The 18,039-nt window shown below is 51.9% G+C and carries 20 protein-coding genes and 1 tRNA gene; 9 read left to right on the top strand and 12 right to left on the bottom strand.

Features of this window, described 5'->3' with window-relative positions; genetic code table 11:
* Nucleotides 1-36: 36 nt before the first annotated feature.
* The 7 genes from AC5E51_RS07990 to AC5E51_RS07960 all read right to left on the bottom strand — a co-directional run bounded on the left by AC5E51_RS07990 (nucleotide 37) and on the right by AC5E51_RS07960 (nucleotide 4,878).
* The gene (locus AC5E51_RS07990; RefSeq protein ID WP_297531597.1) at nucleotides 37-780 is read right to left on the bottom strand and encodes a hypothetical protein; all 744 of its coding nucleotides are present in this window, start codon (nucleotides 778-780) and stop codon (nucleotides 37-39) included.
* On the bottom strand, nucleotides 777-2,069 hold the full coding sequence (locus AC5E51_RS07985) for a dicarboxylate/amino acid:cation symporter (protein ID WP_297531595.1): 1,293 nt from the start codon (nucleotides 2,067-2,069) through the stop codon (nucleotides 777-779). Before AC5E51_RS07985 ends, AC5E51_RS07990 begins: the two co-directional genes overlap by 4 nt.
* Before the next feature lie 80 nt (nucleotides 2,070-2,149).
* Nucleotides 2,150-2,512, bottom strand: a complete 363-nt coding sequence (locus tag AC5E51_RS07980) for an SCP2 sterol-binding domain-containing protein (protein ID WP_301376902.1) — start codon at nucleotides 2,510-2,512, stop codon at nucleotides 2,150-2,152.
* Between the two features lie 27 nt (nucleotides 2,513-2,539).
* A complete protein-coding gene (locus AC5E51_RS07975; RefSeq protein ID WP_301376976.1) occupies nucleotides 2,540-3,103 on the bottom strand; it encodes a DUF1415 domain-containing protein in 564 nt (187 codons plus the stop codon).
* Nucleotides 3,104-3,135: 32 nt separating this feature from the next.
* On the bottom strand, nucleotides 3,136-3,408 hold the full coding sequence (locus AC5E51_RS07970; protein WP_068435111.1) for an HU family DNA-binding protein: 273 nt from the start codon (nucleotides 3,406-3,408) through the stop codon (nucleotides 3,136-3,138).
* Nucleotides 3,409-3,470: 62 nt separating this feature from the next.
* The gene (locus AC5E51_RS07965; RefSeq protein WP_068435109.1) at nucleotides 3,471-4,631 is read right to left on the bottom strand and encodes an FAD-dependent oxidoreductase; all 1,161 of its coding nucleotides are present in this window, start codon (nucleotides 4,629-4,631) and stop codon (nucleotides 3,471-3,473) included.
* A gap of 82 nt (nucleotides 4,632-4,713) precedes the next feature.
* Entirely contained in the window at nucleotides 4,714-4,878 is a 165-nt protein-coding gene (locus tag AC5E51_RS07960; protein ID WP_068441816.1) for a rubredoxin, read from the bottom strand.
* A gap of 147 nt (nucleotides 4,879-5,025) precedes the next feature.
* Here AC5E51_RS07960 and AC5E51_RS07955 point away from each other — a divergent pair, with 147 nt between their 5' ends.
* From AC5E51_RS07955 to phoR (AC5E51_RS07940), 4 genes are all read left to right on the top strand, one after another.
* Nucleotides 5,026-5,586 (top strand): chorismate--pyruvate lyase family protein, encoded by a 561-nt coding sequence (locus tag AC5E51_RS07955; protein WP_488045535.1) that lies wholly within the window; start codon nucleotides 5,026-5,028, stop codon nucleotides 5,584-5,586.
* 10 nt (nucleotides 5,587-5,596) lie between these two features.
* Nucleotides 5,597-6,481: a 4-hydroxybenzoate octaprenyltransferase gene (gene ubiA, locus AC5E51_RS07950; protein ID WP_068441829.1), complete on the top strand. Its 885-nt coding sequence runs from the start codon at nucleotides 5,597-5,599 to the stop codon at nucleotides 6,479-6,481.
* Between the two features lie 128 nt (nucleotides 6,482-6,609).
* On the top strand, nucleotides 6,610-7,308 hold the full coding sequence (gene phoB / locus AC5E51_RS07945) for a phosphate regulon transcriptional regulator PhoB (protein ID WP_068441814.1): 699 nt from the start codon (nucleotides 6,610-6,612) through the stop codon (nucleotides 7,306-7,308).
* A 2-nt stretch (nucleotides 7,309-7,310) separates the two neighbouring features.
* Nucleotides 7,311-8,624: a phosphate regulon sensor histidine kinase PhoR gene (phoR, locus tag AC5E51_RS07940; RefSeq protein ID WP_068439054.1), complete on the top strand. Its 1,314-nt coding sequence runs from the start codon at nucleotides 7,311-7,313 to the stop codon at nucleotides 8,622-8,624.
* Here the strand turns inward: phoR (AC5E51_RS07940) and AC5E51_RS07935 are convergent.
* Both AC5E51_RS07935 and cysZ read right to left on the bottom strand, forming a co-directional pair.
* Nucleotides 8,586-9,482 (bottom strand): response regulator, encoded by an 897-nt coding sequence (locus AC5E51_RS07935; RefSeq protein WP_068441812.1) that lies wholly within the window; start codon nucleotides 9,480-9,482, stop codon nucleotides 8,586-8,588. The two genes, phoR (AC5E51_RS07940) and AC5E51_RS07935, sit on opposite strands and share 39 nt — an antisense overlap.
* Entirely contained in the window at nucleotides 9,457-10,266 is an 810-nt protein-coding gene (gene cysZ / locus AC5E51_RS07930) for a sulfate transporter CysZ (protein ID WP_301376911.1), read from the bottom strand. Before cysZ ends, AC5E51_RS07935 begins: the two co-directional genes overlap by 26 nt.
* 73 nt (nucleotides 10,267-10,339) lie before the next feature.
* Between cysZ and trmH the strand changes: the two genes are divergently transcribed.
* Together trmH and AC5E51_RS07920 are read left to right on the top strand one after the other, a co-directional pair.
* Nucleotides 10,340-11,041, top strand: coding sequence for a tRNA (guanosine(18)-2'-O)-methyltransferase TrmH (gene trmH / locus AC5E51_RS07925; RefSeq protein WP_068441805.1), 702 nt, complete (start codon nucleotides 10,340-10,342; stop codon nucleotides 11,039-11,041).
* A gap of 848 nt (nucleotides 11,042-11,889) precedes the next feature.
* Nucleotides 11,890-12,366: a cyclic di-GMP-binding domain-containing protein, MshE-related gene (locus AC5E51_RS07920; protein WP_491778404.1), complete on the top strand. Its 477-nt coding sequence runs from the start codon at nucleotides 11,890-11,892 to the stop codon at nucleotides 12,364-12,366.
* Between the two features lie 71 nt (nucleotides 12,367-12,437).
* Here the strand turns inward: AC5E51_RS07920 and AC5E51_RS07915 are convergent.
* Nucleotides 12,438-12,513, bottom strand: a tRNA-Thr gene (locus tag AC5E51_RS07915).
* Nucleotides 12,514-12,698: 185 nt separating this feature from the next.
* Between AC5E51_RS07915 and phoB (AC5E51_RS07910) the strand changes: the two genes are divergently transcribed.
* The 3 genes from phoB (AC5E51_RS07910) (at nucleotide 12,699) to AC5E51_RS07900 (ending at nucleotide 15,655) form a co-directional block, all read left to right on the top strand.
* Nucleotides 12,699-13,388, top strand: a complete 690-nt coding sequence (gene phoB, locus AC5E51_RS07910) for a phosphate regulon transcriptional regulator PhoB (RefSeq protein ID WP_297531576.1) — start codon at nucleotides 12,699-12,701, stop codon at nucleotides 13,386-13,388.
* A gap of 17 nt (nucleotides 13,389-13,405) precedes the next feature.
* Nucleotides 13,406-14,674 carry a phosphate regulon sensor histidine kinase PhoR gene (gene phoR / locus AC5E51_RS07905; protein WP_297531575.1) on the top strand — a complete coding sequence of 423 codons (1,269 nt, stop codon included), beginning with the start codon at nucleotides 13,406-13,408 and terminating at the stop codon, nucleotides 14,672-14,674.
* A gap of 120 nt (nucleotides 14,675-14,794) precedes the next feature.
* Entirely contained in the window at nucleotides 14,795-15,655 is an 861-nt protein-coding gene (locus tag AC5E51_RS07900) for a delta-class carbonic anhydrase (RefSeq protein WP_301376915.1), read from the top strand.
* 54 nt (nucleotides 15,656-15,709) lie between these two features.
* Here the strand turns inward: AC5E51_RS07900 and AC5E51_RS07895 are convergent, their stop codons facing one another.
* Together AC5E51_RS07895 and AC5E51_RS07890 are read right to left on the bottom strand one after the other, a co-directional pair.
* A complete protein-coding gene (locus tag AC5E51_RS07895) occupies nucleotides 15,710-16,393 on the bottom strand; it encodes a response regulator transcription factor (RefSeq protein WP_308790806.1) in 684 nt (227 codons plus the stop codon).
* A complete protein-coding gene (locus AC5E51_RS07890; RefSeq protein WP_301387323.1) occupies nucleotides 16,390-17,952 on the bottom strand; it encodes a HAMP domain-containing sensor histidine kinase in 1,563 nt (520 codons plus the stop codon). The genes AC5E51_RS07895 and AC5E51_RS07890 overlap by 4 nt, the downstream gene beginning before the upstream one ends.
* Nucleotides 17,953-18,039: the final 87 nt, after the last annotated feature.

The following is an 18,039-nucleotide window of genomic DNA, read 5'->3' as shown; positions in this document are numbered from 1 at the left end:
TTACTTAAATCAGCCCATTACCTGAAAGCCAGACTTTCACTGGATGAGACCAGGCTCAGCAAGCTCAGGCGGGGCAGGATCTGGTAACGCAGCAAAGGCTTCGGTCAGCCAACGCTGCATTACCGGGTCATTCCACAGTCGGATCAGGGCATCTATTTCTGCATTACTCACCCGGCGATACGCGTACAGCATAAAATTCAGTACAGCGTCCCGTGTATCAGCTTCATATCCTTGAGAGAGCTCAAGCTCCAGAGTATCTGACACGGATGCCTGTACGCGAATCAACCATTCTGCCATCCGCGTTGCCGATACGAAACGTTCAACCCTTTGCACCCGGGAAACGGCCGGAGGATACGTAGCTAGCCTTTGCATGTAACGTTCGTATTCTGGCGTTCCCTGTTCCTGAAGCGCAGTGTCTTCCATCAAACGTCCTCGCGCCATGAGAGAATCATCAACGATCTCCAGTAAGCCGGCGACCTCTTCGTCCGTGAATGATTCGAGTAGCTGAGTAAACGATGTCTGCAGAGCTGCAGGCGACCAGGGCAGAAGCTGACGTAAGCGGTCACGCTTCTCGCTGTCGCTCAGTTCAGTCAACTGCGCTTCGGCTAACTGCCGGACCTGTGTCGATATACCGGACACACCGCTCCCCGAAATAATACGCTCAGGCGCACTCTCATTAGCAGCATAGGCAAGACCCGGCGTCGTCAACGAGGCAGCGAGCACAACAACGAACGCCGCAACTAAACACGTCAGAAAACGATAGAGAGAAAGCCGCTTCATTTGTCGTCGTTGCTATTCGTCGCAGAGAGACTCAGGTCGTTATAGCGCTCGTGATTCAGAACCCCTTCGGTCTTAGCAATCACAACCGAGACCATGGTGTCGCCAGTCACATTCACTGCGGTACGCAACATATCTAACAGGCGGTCGACGCCGATAATTAATGCAATCCCTTCTACCGGTAAACCGACCTGCTGCAGAACCATCGACAGGGTAATCAACCCAACACCCGGTACACCTGCGGTGCCGATGGAGGCCAGAGTGGCGGTGGCAATCACCAACAGGTAGTCACCCATGCTCAGATCAAGGCCAAACGCCTGAGCAATAAACACAGTCGCCACGCCCTGCATAATGGCCGTGCCGTCCATATTGATGGTTGCGCCCAGCGGTAGCACAAAAGATGCAGCACGGGTACCGACACCGAGATTCTGCTCAGCGTTCTTGATGGTAACCGGCAAGGTGGCACTGCTTGATGCCGTACTGAAGGCGAAAATCTGCACCGGCCACATTTTCTTGAGGAAGGTTACCGGAGAGACCCCGGCGAACATACGGAGCATAGCGGAGTAGACAACAATACCGTGCACCAGCAGCACCGCGACCACGGTAAACATGTAGGCCAACAGTTCCTGCACTGGCCCCAGCCCTTTGGAGGCAAACAGGCTGAACAGCAAAGCAAACACACCGTAAGGCGCAAGATTCATCAGCATGGTGACGAGCGTCATCAGAATCTCGTTCCAGTCGCTGAATTGCTTACCGATACGCTCACCCGGCACACCTGAGCGACCAATAGCGAGACCAACCAGAATCGCGAACACGATCACCTGCAGCATATTGCCCTCGGCCATTGCCTGGAACGGATTCGTTGGGAATATATTCGCCAGAACATCGATAAGAGGTACCGCCTCAGGGGCCTTAAATTCCGCCTCCACCGACATATCGATTCCGACGCCGGGATTCACGATATTGGCCAGCGTCATGGCCGCAGAAATCGCAATGGCGGTCGTCACAAGGTACAGAAACACCGTCTTCAGACTCATTCGTCCGAGGCTGCTCTGATCGCTCAGATGACAAACGCCGCAGACCAGAGAAACAAACACAAGCGGTACAACGAGGACTTTCAGGCTGGAGACAAAGATTTTACCGATCAAAGCAAACAGACCGGATGCCAGCAGATCATCCAGCACATAGCGCACGCTGTCATTGAGGTCTGGCATGGCCAGGAGGTTGAACGTGATAGTGCCGAGTACGATGGCGAGCGCCATGGCCAGAAGAATTCGGGTTGTCAGCGTCACGGTACAGCCTCCTTTTTATTCTGGTTATTTCTCACTGATCGATTTGGCCCTGATGACAGGGCCCGATTTTTAGGTCTGAATCAGGGTTTCAGGTATTTGCTGATGCCCTGAAACCACATCACTTTGGACAGGTCGCCACTGATCTTAATGTCTTTTTCCTGAATGCCGCGCATAAACGCATTACGGTCTTTCGAGGTAAGCACTTTCAGACCGGTGTGTGCATCTTTGAAGCTGATCGTGAATGCAGGATTGCTGTGAGCCTTACCTTTACTGGAAATGCTTTCATCTTTAACAACAAACTGACGGACGGCTTTGCCATCGTCGGTCTGTAACTGAAACGCCATGTCCTGCCCTGCCAGTTGCTCCCGGAACTTAGGGTTCTTTTTGGCTGCTTTTTTCATCAGTTTGGACAGTACCCAAAGCAACATGCGGAATTTAAACAAGGGAGTCTCCTCAGCTGTCAGCGCCCGTTAGTCGTCGGGCGTACTTTGATCATCGTCATTAGCAAATACCGCGGTACCTGCTAGCGACGGCATAATATTGAGCAGGCCATTATGCCCCAGACGGCGCATATGGTGTCGGTTTCTTTCGGGAATTCTCTCAGGGAATCTGATCTGTGTTAAGGCTTCTTCGATATCATGCTCACGGATAATATGCAGCATCGGAAACGGAGAGCGGTTGGTGAAGTGACTCATGTCGTCTGCGTCTTCACCCTCAAACACATACTGTGGATGGAAGGTCGCCAGCTGCAGCAGCCCTTCATACCCCATCTGCACCAGCAGATCATCGCAGATCAGAGTCCAGTTCCAGTACTCATCAAAATCACGATACAGGTTCGGTACAACAAACAACGCGGTGGGTAGATCAGAGGGCAATGAATCAGCCACCTCTTGCAGCAGAGTCATAAACTCAGCGGTTGCCGTGTAATCATCAGAGGCTGGGGAAACTTCAATCCGGAGGGTGTCCATCACTGGACTGGCGAAGGGGCAAAGCCCTTCACCGACCACCAGCCGGCTGACCCACTCACGGGTCAGTTCAGCGGCGGCGGTAACATCAGGAACGCCGCTTATTGGACGGATTCCTTCAGCGCTTTACCTGGCTTAAATGCAGGAACCTTAGCGGCTGCAATGGTGATTGGCTCACCAGTCTGTGGGTTTTTACCCTGGCGCTCAGCGCGGTCACGTACTTCAAAAGTACCGAAACCGATCAGAGTCACAGATTCGCCTTCGCTCAGAGACTTAGCAATCTGGTCTGTAAAAGCAGTAACAACCTCTGCTGCTTTTTCTTTGCTCAGGTCTGCTTTTTCAGCGATGGCCGCAGCCAGTTCTGGTTTACGCATAGTAATATCCTTGTTTCTGTTGTCAGTATTGATCTGTTAAAGACCAATGATGTTACAGAGAATCAGGGCATGATTGCCGGCAATTCTTTGTTGAGTGCTACTTTATTCGCTACTTTTGCTCCGGTCAAAGCGTATCCGAGCAGATCACCTGCTTCATTGCGGTATTCTGCCTGAACGTCATTGCCTTCCTGTTCAACCATCCAACGACCTGACGCATCACCACCCGGTGGCGGAGATACTACCACAGGACACGCTGGCGTCTTCACAGTGACAGGCATAACACCGTAGCTGACTTCAGTCGGTGTGCCGGTCAGTGTCTTCGCCAGAGCACGGGCAGAAGCCATCAACGGCAGTACGTAGAGCAGCACGCGGCCTTCAACTTCAGCACAGTCACCCAGAGTGTAAACATCATCAGCACTGGTTTTCAGGTGACGGTCTGCAACGATACCGTGGTTCACTTTGATACCCGCATCGCCTGCCAGCTGAGTGCGAGGACGAAGACCAATCGCTGAAACCACGACATCGGCACGAATTTCATCACCGTTGTCCAGAGTTGCGACAACACCGTCGCCATCACGTTCAATACGGCTCACCAGAGGGCCAAGGTGGAATTTAACACCGATGCCTTCCAGACCGGCCTGTACTGCGTTGGCCGCTGATTCAGGCAGCAGAGTCGGGAACACCTGATCACACGGAGCCACGATTTCACACTCATAACCACCAGCAGTCATATCATTGGCAAACTCACAACCAATGAGACCTGCGCCCATGATCAGAACGCGCTTCTTACCTTCGGCTGCGGTACGGAATTTGGCGTAGTCTTCGAGATCATTGATCGAGAACACCAGATCTTCAGCACCACCTTCGATACGTGGACCCACCGCTTCTGCACCCCAGGCCAGAACCAGCTTGCTGTATTCAACCGTTTCATCACCCAGGCTGATGGTATGAGCATCGATATCGATCGCGGTCACCACAGTATTGGTACGGATCGTCATGTTCAGCTGTTCGGCCATACCCGCAGCAGTGTTCATCGCCAGTTCATCTGCGGTTTTATTCTTGCCGTAACCTGTCGACAGCATCGGCTTGGAGTAGCTACGGCCGTCGTCTCCAGTGATCATCAGCAAAGGCTGATCAGCAGCAAGTTTACGAAGTTCTTTTGCCAGGTTATATCCGGCCAGGCCTGAGCCAATAATTACGATAGGAGCAGATGAATTACTCATAGAAGGGTCCGTTAAGTTGTCAGATAAGGAAGGTCTGCAGAAACGCAGGGGGGGGGCTACCGGGAACCGGTAGCCCGGATAATCAGATTTCTACCATCTCAAAATCTTCTTTACCTACGCCACAGTCTGGGCAGATAAAATCGTCAGGCACATCTTCCCAACGGGTACCCGGAGCGATGCCTTCTTCTGGCGCGCCTTCCGCTTCATCGTAAATCCAGCCACATACAACACATTGCCACTTCTTCATGCCAATAACCTATGATTCGGTGAGTTTTTAAAGGTCGCTAAAAGTACTTATCAAGCTCGCTAAAAGCAACGGTCAATTCCGGGCATTTTTTGACCAACAGTCTGGTCTGACTTGCCTGACCGCACGATTTAGCGCATTCTCCGCGCCATGAAGCACTCTTCTGACCTCGCAGTCATTATTCATCCTGCGCGCCCCGACTGGTCGACCCGACTCAACGTCGCTCCTCAGGCATTACCACCATTCTGGCGATCCTGGTTACTGGAGCGTGGCTCCCTTACCGCCCGCCTGAGCAGCCTTGCGCCCGGCCGTTTCAGCGTCGACTGTCAGCAGGAGGGCATTGGCTACCCGACGCCAGCGGAACAGAAAGAACTCGGTTTATCCGCCAATCAGCGTGTCTGGTTCCGCGAGGTGCTGCTCAAACTGGATGGTACTTCGGTTGTTCATGCGCGCACGGCAGTACCGGCGGCGGCTCTGACTGGCCGCCTGGCAAGACTGCGCCAACTGGGCAATCGCTCTCTAGGCTCCTTTCTCTTCAGCCAGCCGGATATGCGTCGGACTTTCGTCCGTGTCTCTCGCTGCAAAGCCAATACGGCCGGGTTAGAATGGGCGCGTCGATCTGTCTTTACCCTCGGAGGCAGTTCGCTGATGGTTACTGAGGCATTCAGCCCCTTATTGACCGATTTCGATCAAACAAACAGAACAAACTGAGGTTCCTGTGCTGACAGCCCGACTGGATTCTTTTTGGCCGCAGTGGCGTGCCTGGATTGCCATTACCCGCTTGGATAAGCCGGTTGGATCTTATCTGCTGCTATGGCCAACCTTCTGGGCATTGTGGACGGCAGCCGAAGGAATGCCATCACTCAGTAATCTCATTATTTTTACGGCCGGCGTATTTCTGATGCGCTCTGCCGGTTGCGTGATCAATGATTATGCTGATCGCGAAGTCGACGGTCACGTTAAGCGTACCAATGACCGTCCGTTAGCCACTGGGGCCCTGTCAGCAAAGGCGGCACTGGTTGGTTTTGCGCTTCTCTGCGCCCTATCGTTCGGTCTGGTGCTTCTGACCAACAGCATGACGGTATGGCTTTCTTTCGGCGGCGTCGCTCTCGCTGCCATCTACCCCTTTATGAAGCGTCACACGCACTTACCCCAGCTATTTCTGGGGGCAGCATTTTCCTGGGCGATTCCTATGGCGTTTGCCGCAGAGTCGGAAACTCTGCCCGCTTACCTCTGGCTTTTTTACGCGGCCAACCTGTGCTGGACCGTGGCTTACGACACCTTCTATGCCATGGTCGATCGTGATGACGACCTGAAGATTGGCGTAAAATCGACTGCGATTCTGTTTGGCGAGCTCGATTTACAGATGATCGGGCTTCTCCAGGCCATGAGTGTCGCATTTCTGTTTTTTGCAGGGCAGCAGTTTGGCTTTGGCTGGGTCTACTACCTCAGTCTCGTGATCGGCGCCACCTTTCTGGGGTGGCAGATCTGGAACGCCCGGAGCCGCAATCGCGAAGACTGCTTCCGGGTATTCCGTCAATCGCATTGGTTCGGAGCCATTGTCTGGCTCGGAATTGTCGGCCACTACCTGCTGAGTGCCTCCTGAGCAACTTAGTATCCGGATCTTTTCTGACTCTGGGGCTATTTACGAAGAGTGAATAGCCCCTTGTCACATACCTGTAACATCCCGCCTGTGTAATACGACGGTAATGATAACTAATCTGTGACCGGACTATGACTAACGCTGGAAAACGCGTACTCATCGTTGACGATGAAGCACCCATCCGTGAAATGATCGCTGTAGCGCTTGAAATGGCTGGCTACGAATGCCTCGAAGCCGAAAATGTTCAGGACGCTCACTCTCTTGTAGTGGACCTACGCCCGGATATGATCCTGCTTGACTGGATGCTGCCGGGTGTCAGTGGCATTGAGTTCGCTCGTCGCCTGAAACGCGAAGAAGCAACAGCTGAGCTGCCGATTATCATGCTTACAGCAAAGGGTGAAGAAGAAAATAAAGTTCAGGGCCTCGAGAGCGGTGCTGACGACTACATCACCAAGCCATTCTCTCCACGCGAACTGGTTGCTCGTCTGAAGGCCGTATTGCGCCGGGCAACCCCACCGGGCGTCGAGGAAACCATCGAAGTTAATGGCCTGATTCTAGACCCCGTATGCCACCGAGTGATGGCCCACGACAAAGCGGTTGATGTGGGCCCTACCGAGTACCGACTACTGCAATTTTTTATGACACACCAGGAGCGTGCTTACTCGCGCTCTCAACTTCTGGATCAGGTCTGGGGTGGCAACGTTTATGTCGAAGAACGCACGGTGGATGTGCATATCCGTCGTCTTCGCAAGGCGCTGGGCCAGTCGCATGAGCAGCTGATTCAGACAGTTCGCGGTACCGGTTACCGCTTTTCAACCAAAGCGTCCTGATCATGCCGGGCTGGCGTCAGGAGCTTAAACGGCTCCTGCTTCTGCTAGCCGTTGGCCTGAGCGGGCTCTGGTGGAGCCCCTGGCCGTTCCTGCCTCTGGCAGTAATCAGTCTGCTGATTCTGTTCTGGCATCTACGTCAGGCCATCCGCATGAAGCACTGGTTGACCCGTTACGAATCTCAGGAAGCTCCGGCCACCAGCGGTATCTGGCAGGATCTCATCAAACTCAGCTTGCGCCCAACCAAGCGTAGCCAACGCTATCGCCATAAATTACAGGCGCTGTTTGATCGGCTTCAGGATTCCACCTCCGCTCTGCAGGAAGGCATCATCATGGTGGATCGCCATGGCAATCTTGAATGGTGGAACCGCTCTGCAGGAAAGATGCTGGGACTGCGTGACCCGATCGATATCAACCAGCCCATCACCAACCTGATACGTGCACCTGAGTTCACGGCCTATTTCTCGAGGGGCGAGTTCGATACCCCACTGGAGCTGAACTCACCGATTGCCAAAGACATGTGCCTGTCTCTGAATATTACGCCGTTCGGCCGCAACGAGCGCCTGATTGTCGCTCATGACGTCAGCCGTCTGCGGCAGCTCGAGCAAATGCGCAAAGACTTCGTCGGTAACGTCAGCCATGAACTGAGAACGCCCCTTACGGTCATTCAGGGTTACCTTGAAACCTTTGAAGATATTATCCCAGAGCGGGCCCGGCGCATGCTGACACAGATGCAGGAGCAGGCTTCACGAATGGATTCATTAGTGCGCGACCTGCTCGCCTTGTCGCGCCTTGAGAATGGGGCACACGACCCCAGGACGAGTGTTGATGTCCTCACACTGCTGGAGCAGATCACAGAAGAAGCTATCGCGGTGTCCGCAGGACAACACGACATACGCCTGAACATAGAAAGCGACGACAGCCTCAGCGGCTATGAGCACGAGTTACGCAGTGCGTTCACCAACATTATCATTAATGCAGTGAAATACACTCCCTCCGGGGGTTCCATCCATATTCGCTGGTATCGGGACGGGGAGAGTCTGTGCCTGGAAGTGAAAGACTCGGGTATCGGCATTGAAGAACATCACCTCCCGCGCCTGACCGAGCGATTTTATCGCGCCGATCCAAGCCGCAGTAAAAACACCGGAGGCACGGGGTTAGGTCTCGCGATCGTAAAACATGTGCTACTACGCCACGCTGGCAACCTGCTGGTCACCAGCGACTACGGGAAAGGAAGCTGCTTTACCGCCTGCTTCGAAGCGCCTGTTCACCTTCCGGCATCAGCGGACTTTCGCAATGAAACGCGAAAGCACGGCTAATTTATCTTCGTCGTCATCCACAAACCGGATAAGCATCTGAATTGTCTCGGCTTCTGGGTGCGGCTCCTGAGCCTGCATCATGCGGACATAGCCATTGATACGCGCCACATCGCCTGAATCCTGATCAACAATATCGGCAACCGCAGGTTCCAACAGCGCAGGCAGGGCGCCATCTCTGCGGAATACGCCGATCATTTCCTGCAGATTAATGTCCTTCAGTACCAACTTGGCAGAGCTACCCGAACCGAAACGAACACTCGCTACCCCCCTTGCCTTGGACTTAGGCTTAGAAGCCGGGGCAGCTTCTGGAGAGGAGGAACCTCCCATAAGTACGCTCGCACCGCCCATATCCTGAGCTACCGGTTTGCCCGCACCTTTACCACCAGAGGCATCGCCACCAGCAGGTTTACCCATCAGAACATCTGCTGATTGCTGTCCGGGCATTCCCTTGAACGCAGGTCCCTCACCCGGCTTCACGCCAAGATGCTTGGCAACAACTTTAGAAACCTTGGCGACGAAATTTTCCCGTGTGAAAGGCTTGCCGATGTAGTCCGAAACTCCAGACTGCACAGCCTTAACGACGTGATCACGATCACCACGACTGGTGATCATCATAAAAGGGGTTTTCTTGTAACGCTCATCAGATCTCATCCACTCGAGAACCTCGATGCCCGACATCTCAGGCATCTCCCAGTCACACAGGACGAGATTAATTTCACGTTGATTCATCACAGTCACGGCCTTACGACCATCGACCGCTTCATTAATCTCACAGCCGGGATAGGTATCCCTGACTGCTTTTTTTACCAGGTCGCGGACGAACGCTGCGTCATCAACGACCAGAACCCTCAGTTTCATCGTGCGTCAGCCTTGGAGTAACGTCTTCTGTTAACTCAGCATAGCTGCTTTTGCCAGAATCGCTGCCAAAGGGCATACGTTCCAGTCGCATCAGAGTCGCTCCAATCACGGCTGCAGGCATAATAAACAGGTTAACCACGGGCACAGTCAGCAGAAGCGCCACCAGCAAGCCAAACCCCATTACCGTCCATAAATCCTCAGCCAATCTCTCACGAACTTCTGCAAACGGCTTAGCATGGTTATCAAACGAAAGATCCATGTACTGAATCGCCATCATCCAGCCGCCAAACCAGAACCACAAGGGAGGAGCGACAAGCTGCCCGATACCGGGAATCCAGCCAAGTAGAAAAATACCGAGATAACGCGGCAGGTAGTACCCCACTTTAGTCAGTTCCCGCCCGAGGGTACGGATCGTCATTGCCGGAATGGATTCATCCGGAATCGAGTGCCCCTGCAAAGTTTCAACACGCTCAGCCAACAGGCCATTCAGCGGCCCCGCAATAATCATCAGGACGGCACTGAAGAAGTACACCAGTGACAACACCAGAAAGATGACGACCAGCGGCATCAGTATCCAATACAGAAAAGATAGCCATCCGGGTAACAGGTCAACCAACTGACCAATCCAGGCATCCAGCTGGCTGATGCCCCAGACGCTGGCGAAACCCATCACAATGATGTTCAGGAGTAATGGAAAAGCAACATAACGACGCAGCCCGGGGGTTTTTAAGTTCTGAAAACCACGCCAGACATACTGCATACCGGTGAAAGGATTACCGCTCATGATTCCCTCGTGCATCTACGAAAAGCCTTTTATACAATCCTCGCCCTTTGTTGACCACCCAGGAGTGCCGGACATGACCCCGGAACGCTACGACCGCATCCGTAAAACCCTTGAGATGCGCCAGCCGGACCTTACCGTCATTACGGACGAAGTGTATAAACCTCATAATCTGGCAGCCATAGCGCGCACCTGCGATGCCGTCGGTATTCCTAAGATTCACTGCGTTTGGCCACGTGATCGTTACCGCCTGAAAACAGCGGCAACCGCCGGCTCATCCGACTGGATTGAAGTTCAGACTCACGCCGATATCGAAACCGGGATTCGTGAGTTACAGGACAACGGCGTAAAAGTCGTAGCAGCCCATCTTACCGATCGCGCTATTGACTACCGCGACTATGACTTTACCCAGCCGACGGCCCTACTCATGGGCACTGAAAAGGAAGGCGTCAGCGATGCGGCTTCTGACATGGCCGACGAGCACCTGATTATTCCGATGCGCGGCATGGTGCAATCGTTCAATGTTTCCGTGGCCGCAGCCATCATTCTCAATGAAGCTCATTACCAGCGTCAGGCCGCCGGCATGTATGACTCACAGCGCCTGCCAGATGAATGGTTTGACCGCCTGTTGTTCGAATGGTGCCAACCCAAGATTGCGCGCCTGTGTCGGGAAAATAATCTCAGCTATCCTGAGTTACGGGAAGATGGAGAGTTGGCAGACCCGCAAGGTTTTTCTGATCTGTACAATGCGCATAGGGCAGCCAAAAAGAAGGGGTGAAAGCCCTGACTTGAACAGATTGTTACAAAACAAAAAGTGCAACAAAGCGTACAGATCAGTAATATCGAACAATAGTGTTACTCAGCGTTTCTGAGTCAAAGTAACACTGTAAGTTATTCGCCCACCTATTTGTGCGATATATCTCACAAGCAGGTGGGAGATTTAGGCATAACACTGCCTTAACCTCCGCGCCTCCCTCCCCAGAAAAACCTAACTCATTGTTTTAAAAAGATTTTTCAAAAACCACTGGCATTCGACGACATAGTCTGTCGCAATAGTCACGTAACATGAACTCACAGTTTTGCTATCTTTAATTCCGCAGGACGCAAGGCGCTGATGGGATCAGCAAGCAGGACGCAGGATTCGGCAGGATCGCCGGGCAGGATGCGCAAGGACGATACAGGAAGCGAAGGATTATTGTGGCCAGGAGGCCAACCAGGACGGTAGAGAGGATCTCGCTCAAGGACGATATACCAGGAAGGTATAGGGTGCTGTGGCGGTGAGGACAGGATGTCCTGGCCGCCCATTTAGCTCCCGGCCCATCGTAATGGCATCCCCCCATTTTCAGTTACCCCAAGCTAGTTACTTCAAGCACTCTCACGACCGATACTCTTGGATAACACGTTATGCGTTCAGTAACCCTGAAATCAGCTTAGTAACAGCATTTTTCCACTCATTAATTCCGCCTCTGGAACACCGGCCATATAGTGACACATATATCACTTAAAGCTCGTCAAATTTCCATCAACGACAGTACAAAAGGCAACCATCAGCATACTCACTGTTGTGGTGCTTACCCGATGCTGTGCCATCCTGTATCTGTACAAAGATCACACCGGAAGAACAGTATGCCATCACCATCACTTAAGCTACGCCTCGGGCAGCTTCTTCTGAACCGACGCGCAATTACTCGTAAGCAGTTGGATGATGCACTTCAATACCAGAAAGAACACGCAGGGGCGAAGCTCGGCGAAGCCTTGATTGCGCTGGGCGCTATTGATGAGGGCGTGCTTAAGCGCGTCCTGCGGCAGCAGCGATGGTTGCGCCCCTGTGCCACCTGTTTTGCCCTCCTGTCTCCCATGTCAGTGACATACGCATATGACCCTGAGGAGCACATGCTCTCTGCTCAGGATGAAGCTGCAACCTACTGGTACCTGCAGGGAGAAGAACAGCAAAGCTACAACGAGTCAGAACAGGCTATGCGAATTCTTTCGACCGCGTACGATCTGTACAAAGGTGAACCACAAGCCGGTGAATGGCGCTACAGTCTGAGTGAGACAGATAACAGCGAGGGCTATCAGGTCGAAGTGAAGGTTTTTTTCTGAGAGCCGAACAATCCGGAAAACAGAATGCTGGAAAAGAAAAAAGCCCGTACATCCGTACGGGCTTTTTTGTATGGTGCCGGCACCAAGAGTCGAACTCGGGACCTACTGATTACAAGTCAGTTGCTCTACCAACTGAGCTATACCGGCTAAGTGGGCGGAAATATTACTGATCAGCCCGGGGGTCGTCAACCATTTTTCGAAAAGAATTTACTATTTTTCAATAAGTTAACAACACCCACTCAGGGACAGGCTAAGCAGCACGAAAAACAGTCCAAAATCGTAATAAAAATGTCACAATACATGCCCCTGAAATGAATACACTAGGTGCCGACATGAACGCCGGATTTATCCTCGTTGCCGACGATGAACCAGCCATCTGCGAAATGATCTGTACCGGTCTTGAGCTTGCGGGATACAAAACCCGGAAAGCTGCCAATGGCCAGATAGCCCTCCAGATGATCATCAACGAACAACCGGATCTTGTAGTACTGGATTGGATGATGCCGATGATGAGCGGACCGGAGCTGACAGCCCGGCTGAAGCGCGAAGAACGCACAAAAGACATCCCTGTCATTCTGCTTACGGCGCGCGCCGAAGAAGATGACAAAATCAAAGGGCTGGAGTGCGGTGCTGACGACTATATTACTAAGCCGTTTTCACCCAGAGAGCTGAATGCGCGTATTAAGGCGGTTCTCCGTCGCAGCCAAACCACATCGTCTGAAGCGCTGACCGTTCTCGATATGACGTGCCACCCAGATGAGCAGCAATGCCGTATCAAGGGTGAACTGGTATCGCTCGGCCCGAAAGAATACAAGCTACTCGAATTCTTTATGCGCCACCCGAACCGGGTGTTTTCCCGCGAACAACTGCTCGACAAGGTCTGGGGCGGCAACGTCTACATCGATGAACGCACCGTTGATGTTCATATCCGGCGTTTACGCAAAGCGATTTCTATCGATAACCACGAACGTCTGATTCAAACAGTCAGGGGAAGTGGGTATCGTTTTTCTCCCGATCAGTAAGGTGAGGTAACGCAGGTTTGTATCAGGATGCACTGCAGCGAGAGCTGTTTCGGGTTGGCATTATAGTGCTTGCAGGTTTCGCTGCCGGCTGGTCAGTCGGATATTCCCTGTATGGCTTACTGATCGGATTGGTCGTTTCACAGATCATCAGTATCCGCCACGCGGCCACTATTTTTAAATGGAGTTATCGCCAGGGCCCGGCCCCACAGGACAGCGGATTGATAGGTTACTCTGCCGACCGCATCATCCGACGAGAAAAGACACTTAAAGATCGCCTGCTGAATCAGGCGAAAATGCTGCAACGCTATAATCAGGGGATTGAAGCACTGAAAGATGGTGTCGTTGTACTCGACAGCGCCGGCCACATTACGACATTCAACAGCGCAGCAACGCGTATGCTGTACCTGCGTAAAGATGATAATGGTCAGCACATAACTCATCTTATCCGCACCCCTCAATTTGTCCGCTATTTCCGCAGCAGCGACTTCAGCGAGCCTCTGCAGTTCGATCTCAGAAATGTCAGTCTGCAGGTTCAGATCACTGAATTTGGTATCGATCAGAAAATCATGCTCGTCAGAGATGTCACTGAACGCAAACGCGTAGAAACCATGCGCCAGGACTTTATTGCCGATGTCTCCCATGAATTGCGCACACCACTAACCGTCATTAATGGTTATCTGGAAATGCTCTCTGATATGGATACGCCAGCTCCACTGTCTAAAGCACTGGCACAAATGGATAGCCAGGCGAACCGTATGACAAATCTGGTAAACGACCTTATTCAGCTATCCAAACTGGAAAGTGCGAGCAGGGAGCGGGATGGTGTGTCCTTTGACCTGACAGCGCTGTGCCATCAGGTTGCCGGAGAAATGAAAGGCTACTCAGGCGATGCTGAAGTCAGAATTAACACCGAGCGCAGCCTGATTGTCGATGGCTTCAAAGAAGAGATGCATTCTGCTCTGACCAACCTTGTCACTAACGCGATTAAATATGGTGATGGAAAACAAGTGGATATCGACATTGCCCCAAGTGATCGCGGTATCGAGGTTGCCGTGACAGACCAGGGGCCAGGTATTCCACCGGAACACCTGTCTCGGGTAACCGAGCGTTTCTATCGTGTGGATGAGTCGCGGGAGTCTACCGTTGGGGGCTCAGGCCTCGGGCTGTCGATTGTTAAACACGCACTGGAACATCACGATGCCGAGCTTAAAATTGAATCGGCGCTGGGGCAAGGTAGTACCTTTTCTTTTGTGATCCCGTCTTTTCGAAGAGAAAACAACGCCTGAATGCTCTTCTCGCACATCCGGATCGTCAGAATTCAGGACGTTAATCTTTTATTAATAAAGGAGTCAGGTTCTTTTCAGTGTTCCTCCGTATCGTAGTGGCTTCACCTAGGAGGAACAAAAATGTCCATAATTAAGTACGCCGTTGTCGCAAGTTCTTTACTGATGCCTGCTGCCGTATTGGCGGGTAATTATTCTTCATCCGAAACTGTGTCTGATAAGGTGATCGCTGAACAGCGCGAACGCCTTGCGGAAAACACCCAGGGTCAGGGTTTTGGACCTCAATCGCCACGCGATATCGATCAGGTTTCGGGCGAGAACAGCAACATGTTCCAGCCAGCCCCTGCACATACTCAAATGAATCTTTGCAATATTCACTTCCACGTTGGTGCCGAACACAAAGGCGGAGAGTTCACGACTTATGCCGGAAATGGTAATGGTCAGGGCGCTGATACAGGTTATCTGTACGACGGCAAACTGACTAAAAAACAGCTTAAACCGTTTAAAGGAGAAGTCTGTGCAGCAAAAGGCAGAAACCTGGTTCCGGGGGATACCATCGAGGTGCACTTCGTACATACCACCGCTCAGATTCAACCAGGCCCGACACTTGGCGCCTGTCTGTCAGACAACATCATGAACCCTCAACTGCGCGTCGAAGCCCAGGTGATTGTTCTGGCCAATGACGATGACGCCCTCGACTTTGGTGAGATGGCAAACGTTGAACAGGTAAACGGCTATTACCAGGCGCCAAATATTCCATCCGATACGGGTACACCGGTCCAGTACGCAGGATCAACAACAGGCCCGTCATACAATGAAAAAGGCTCCCCGTTGCAGGTGAGCTGGAGCGTGCGCCCGGAAGTCGCTGTCGTTGATATTGAAACAGTGGCCGACTGGTGTGAAGAAAATGAATTCAATGAAGATCACGCTCACGGTGTACGCAATCTTGTACTGAACCCACAGCTACTGTCTGAAATACACTGACCAGACACACGGGTTAACAAAGAACCCTAAGCAGCACCCTAGCAGCGATGGATACTACCGGCTGGCAGTCGTCAGCCGGTAACCATTTCCGCGCAGTGTTTCAATAATCAGCGCATCAGTAAAAGCGAGCTTATGGCGAACCCTGCTGATGTATACATCCACAATATTAGTCATCGGATCTTTCTCTGATTGCCATACCCGCTGAAGAATTCTCTCGCGGCTCAGTACTTTGCCCCTATTCTCAACAAAGAACTCCAACAGGTCATACTCCAGCCGGGTTAACGATAGTTCGACCCCTGCATGCCGGACAATACGTTCATCGCGATAGAGTATTAACGGCCCACACTGAAGCGTTTCTTCAATGTGTTGATTTGAGGGCACTGCGCGTCGTGTCATCGCCTGGATACGCGCTAACAATTCTTCGAAGTCGAACGGTTTACAGAGGTAATCATCGGCGCCCTGACGCAGTCCATCCACCCGGTCACTGACGTCGTCCATCGCCGTCAGCAACAGCACCATAGGCGGCGAAGGCAGTCGCTTAATACTCTGTATCAATACCAGGCTGTCCACATCACCGAACATACGATCCAGAACTGCTACGACAGGAAGCTCACTGCTTATGGTCACGATCAGGTTGTGAACGTCACTTTCCGATATGACGTCATACCCTTCAGACTCCAGTCCTCGCTGCAGAAAGCTGAGCAATGGCAGTTCATCATCCGCAATCAGAATCTTCATTCTGCGGCCTGCCTTGGTAGAACGACGGTAAACACTGATCCTTGCCCCTGTTCTGATTCTGCATAGATTTCACCCTGATGCGCTTCTACCAGGGTGCGAGCAATTGATAAACCCAGACCGGCGCCATCTGTCCGTGGCTTAAAGCGTACGAAGCGCTCAAAAATATACTGTAAGTCGGCAGGTGAGATTCCATCGCCATGGTCGCGGACACTAATCATTACCTGATCCTCTGTCGCTTTGAGTGATATTTCGACAGGGTCACCCGGATCAGAATAACGAGTCGCATTATCTATCAGGATGGTCATAACCTGACGTAGCCTCTGCTCGTCAGCGCGTATAACAATGCGTGATTTCTCAGCGTCTGCGGTATTTAATCGGAAAGATCGCAATGGCATTTTTCTCTGCCACTGCTCCACTTGGTGTTCAAGAATATCAACGACCTGGAGATCATCAGGAAATAACCGTAATTGGTTAATTTCAGCACGAGCCAGCAGTAGCAGATCATCGACCAGGACGCTCAGGCCAACAACCTGATCAAGTACTGTCTGTAATGCAGCTCTGTAGTCTCTGGTATCCGCATGATTCTGACGCAAGGTTACCTGCGCCTCTCCACGAATAATGGTCAACGGTGTTCTGAGTTCATGCGATATATCCGCAATAAACTGCTTACGTCTGGTATCAATCAGAGTGAGCTGTCTATTAGCCTCGGTCAGTTCTGATGTACGCTGGTCTACCTCATACTGAAGCTGATCACGCATCGTTTCTGCCTGCTTCTCATGCTCAGCCATCTGGCCTGCTAGCTGATTGAGAGACTGAACGAGTGAGTGAAACTCCTGATCAAGGTTTTCTGGTAAACGGAAGTTATAGTTCCCGGACGCAATGACCTGAGTACCACTCCCTATCACAGTCAGGGGCTGATAAAGCTGATTAAACAGCCACACACACCCGAAGACAATAAAGGGGCCAACCAGTACGCAAAGAATGATACTGAACCATACGATGGCTGAGTTTAACGCTTCGATACGAGCATTCGTCGCAGAAACTACTTTACTCTGGCGTGATACAGCCGCATTAATTGCTTCGCGGAATTTATTATCAATAGTGAACTCCAGCAAGCGCTGGACACGCTCCTGCTGACTGAGCGGAGTTGTATCGTTCATGGCAATAACCGCATTGAACTCGTCAATAATTTCAGCGATTAAAAATTGCAATTCGTCAGTATCTTCAACACTTCCCTGAGTAATGTCGGGACCAAGCTCATTTCTCTGACGCACTTCAAGGTCCCGGATGACCATTAATGACTGCTCAATGAGAGCCTGTTTATTGCGTACTTCGGCCTGGTTGGCATTGCGTCCAAAGATCAGTTCATCGGTGAGTTGTTTAAACAAGCGGTAGGAGATACTCGACAGCATCTGATGTTCAGAAAGCAAGGATTGTGCAGTGGCACTCTGACGAAGATTTTCCTTGGTTATGTATGCAGAAACGGCAACACCACTTAGCGCAACGAAAAGAACAGCTGCTGAAATAAAACCGAAGAGGAACAACTTTCTTTTATACATGCCAGGCTCCTGGCGCCCTTATTTAGCAATTATCATAAAAGAAAAAAGGCGCCACCGAAACAACCGGAGGCGCCCTCACGTCTTACG

It is taken from the genome of Thalassolituus sp. (assembly GCF_984348125.1).
The sequence above is the reverse complement of the archived record's forward strand: the minus strand, read 5'-3'. Positions and strand labels throughout refer to the sequence as shown.

Coding starts and splice junctions, on each gene's coding strand:
- AC5E51_RS07895 (WP_308790806.1), bottom strand. CDS start 16,393: ATGAAGATTCTGATTGCGGATGATGAACTGCCATTGCTCAGCTTTCTG.
- phoB (WP_297531576.1), top strand. CDS start 12,699: ATGAACGCCGGATTTATCCTCGTTGCCGACGATGAACCAGCCATCTGC.
- AC5E51_RS07955 (WP_488045535.1), top strand. CDS start 5,026: ATGAAGCACTCTTCTGACCTCGCAGTCATTATTCATCCTGCGCGCCCC.
- phoR (WP_068439054.1), top strand. CDS start 7,311: ATGCCGGGCTGGCGTCAGGAGCTTAAACGGCTCCTGCTTCTGCTAGCC.
- AC5E51_RS07890 (WP_301387323.1), bottom strand. CDS start 17,952: ATGTATAAAAGAAAGTTGTTCCTCTTCGGTTTTATTTCAGCAGCTGTT.
- AC5E51_RS07935 (WP_068441812.1), bottom strand. CDS start 9,482: ATGAAACTGAGGGTTCTGGTCGTTGATGACGCAGCGTTCGTCCGCGAC.
- trmH (WP_068441805.1), top strand. CDS start 10,340: ATGACCCCGGAACGCTACGACCGCATCCGTAAAACCCTTGAGATGCGC.
- AC5E51_RS07990 (WP_297531597.1), bottom strand. CDS start 780: ATGAAGCGGCTTTCTCTCTATCGTTTTCTGACGTGTTTAGTTGCGGCG.
- AC5E51_RS07970 (WP_068435111.1), bottom strand. CDS start 3,408: ATGCGTAAACCAGAACTGGCTGCGGCCATCGCTGAAAAAGCAGACCTG.
- phoB (WP_068441814.1), top strand. CDS start 6,610: ATGACTAACGCTGGAAAACGCGTACTCATCGTTGACGATGAAGCACCC.
- cysZ (WP_301376911.1), bottom strand. CDS start 10,266: ATGAGCGGTAATCCTTTCACCGGTATGCAGTATGTCTGGCGTGGTTTT.
- AC5E51_RS07965 (WP_068435109.1), bottom strand. CDS start 4,631: ATGAGTAATTCATCTGCTCCTATCGTAATTATTGGCTCAGGCCTGGCC.
- AC5E51_RS07960 (WP_068441816.1), bottom strand. CDS start 4,878: ATGAAGAAGTGGCAATGTGTTGTATGTGGCTGGATTTACGATGAAGCG.
- AC5E51_RS07920 (WP_491778404.1), top strand. CDS start 11,890: ATGCCATCACCATCACTTAAGCTACGCCTCGGGCAGCTTCTTCTGAAC.
- AC5E51_RS07900 (WP_301376915.1), top strand. CDS start 14,795: ATGTCCATAATTAAGTACGCCGTTGTCGCAAGTTCTTTACTGATGCCT.